Here is a 2,479-nt window from a genome sequence, read left to right as displayed (position 1 = left end):
GGTGATTGTGGGGATGGCGTGTCGTTTTCCGGGTGGGGTGTCGTCGCCTGAGGAGTTGTGGCGGCTGGTGGTGTCGGGGGCGGAGGGGGTGTCGGGGTTTCCGGTGGACCGCGGGTGGGATGTGGAGGGGCTCTACGATCCGGAGCCGGGGACGGCGGGCCGGACGTCTACGCGGTCGGGCGGATTTCTGCACGACGCCGCCGCGTTCGATCCCGCGTTCTTCGGGATCAGCCCGAACGAGGCCCTCGCCATGGATCCGCAGCAGCGGCTGTTGCTGGAGTGCTCGTGGGAGGCGGTCGAGCGGGCGGGTATCGACCCGGCCACGCTGCGGGGCAGCGCGACCGGCGTCTTCGCGGGCCTGATGTACCACGACTATCAGGACAGCAACAACAGCGGGGCGATCGCGTCGGGCCGGGTGGCGTACGCCTTCGGTCTGGAGGGCCCGGCGGTCACGGTGGACACGGCGTGTTCGTCGTCGCTGGTGGCGCTCCACCTCGCGGCCCAGGCCCTGCGGAACGGCGAATGCACACTCGCGCTCGCGGGCGGAGTGACGGTCATGGCAACCCCCGACGTGTTCGTGGAGTTCAGCCGCCAGCGGGGGCTTTCGCCCGACGGCCGGTGCCGCTCGTACGCGGATACGGCGGACGGGACCGGGTTCTCCGAGGGGGCGGGGGTGCTGCTGGTGGAGCGCTTGTCGGACGCGGTCCGGCTGGGGCATCCGGTGCTGGCGGTGGTACGCGGCTCGGCGGTCAACTCCGACGGCGCGAGCAATGGCCTTTTCGCGCCGAACGGGCCTTCGCAGGAGCGGGTGATTCGGGCGGCGTTGGGGTCGGCTGGTTTGTCGGCGGGTGAGGTGGATGTGGTGGAGGGGCATGGCACCGGTACCACCCTGGGGGACCCGATCGAAGCTCAGGCGCTACTTGCTGTGTATGGGCAGGAGCGGGGTGAGGGTGAGCCGTTGTGGCTGGGGTCGGTGAAGTCGAATCTGGGCCACACACAGGCCGCTGCGGGCGTGGCCGGGGTTATGAAGATGGTGCTGGCAATGCGGCATGGCGTGCTGCCGCGCACGTTGCATGTGGACGAGCCGTCCGGGGAGGTGGATTGGGACTCGGGCGCGGTGGAGCTGCTGACCGAGGCGCGGGAGTGGGTCCGGGGTGATGGGCGTCCGCGTCGGGCGGGGGTGTCGTCGTTCGGGATCAGCGGGACGAACGCACATGTGATCGTTGAGGAGCCCCCGGCCGTGGAGACGGCTCCTTCCGCAGACGCTGTCCCGGTGGCTTGGGTGCTGTCGGGGAGGACGCCCGCGGCGCTGTCGTCGTATGCGGATCGCCTCGGGTCGTATCTGACGGCGGCTGGTGAGGAGATCCGGCCGCTGGATGTGGCCCGGTCACTGGCGGGGCGGGCACGGTTCGAACACCGGGCAGTGATTGTCGGCTCGGACCGCGATGAACTGCGCAGCGGCCTCACTGCCCTGCCGGTGGTGTCGCCCGTGGAAGGGAAGCTTGCGCTGCTCTTTACGGGGCAGGGTGCGCAGCGGTTGGGGATGGGCCGTGGGCTGGCCGGCCGTTTCCCGGTGTTCGCGGAGGCGTTCGACGAGGTGGCTTCGGCTCTTGATGGGTATCTGGAGCGGCCGTTGCGGGAGGTGGTGTGGGGTGAGGATGCCGTCTTGCTGGAGGGGACGGGTTGGGCACAGCCCGGTCTGTTCGCTTTCGAGGTGGCGTTGTTCCGGCTGTTGGAGTCGGCCGGTCTGAAGCCCGATTACCTGGCTGGGCATTCGATCGGTGAGCTGGCGGCCGCGCATATCGCGGGCGTGTTGTCGCTGGATGATGCGGCCTGCCTGGTGGCGGCGCGTGCCCGGTTGATGCAGGCGTTGCCGTCGGGTGGGGCGATGGCCTCGGTCCGGGCGAGCGAGTCGGTTGTCCGTGACGCCTTGGTGGACGGTGTGGTGATTGCGGCGGTCAACGGCCCGGCCTCGGTGGTCATTTCCGGCGCCGAGGAGGCCGTAGCGGCGACCACAGAGCGGCTCAAGGGGCATAAGGTGACCCGGCTCCGGGTCAGCCATGCCTTCCACTCCCCGCTGATGGAACCGATGCTGGCGGAGTTCGCTCAGGTCGCCTCCACCCTCTCCTACGCCCCGCCCCGGATTTCCTTCGTGTCGACTCTGACCGGTCTCCCGGTCACCCACGAATTGACCGACCCGGCCTACTGGGTGCGTCAGGTCCGTGAGCCGGTCCGTTTCGCCGACGCGGTCACCACCCTCACCACCCAGGGCGCCACCCGCTTCCTCGAAATCGGCCCGGACACCGTCCTGGCACCCGCCGCCGAGGACTCCCTCCCCACCGGCACCCTCACGCTCTCCTCCCAGCGCCGGGACCGTGACGAATCCCGCACCCTCCTCACCGCCCTCGGCACCCTCCACACCCACGGCACCGACCTCGACCTGACCGCCCTCCACCCCACCGGCCACCACCTCCCCGAC

General features: G+C 70.0%; 1 protein-coding gene. It reads left to right on the top strand.

Annotated elements, in window-relative coordinates:
• Window positions 1–2,479, top strand: a 2,479-nt coding sequence (locus ACWDR0_RS34770) for a type I polyketide synthase (protein ID WP_456355834.1), incomplete at both ends; no start/stop codon positions are given.

It is taken from the genome of Streptomyces sp. NPDC003691 (assembly GCF_053981115.1).
Note: the sequence above shows the minus strand (reverse complement) of the source record. Positions and strands in the feature narration are given on the sequence as shown.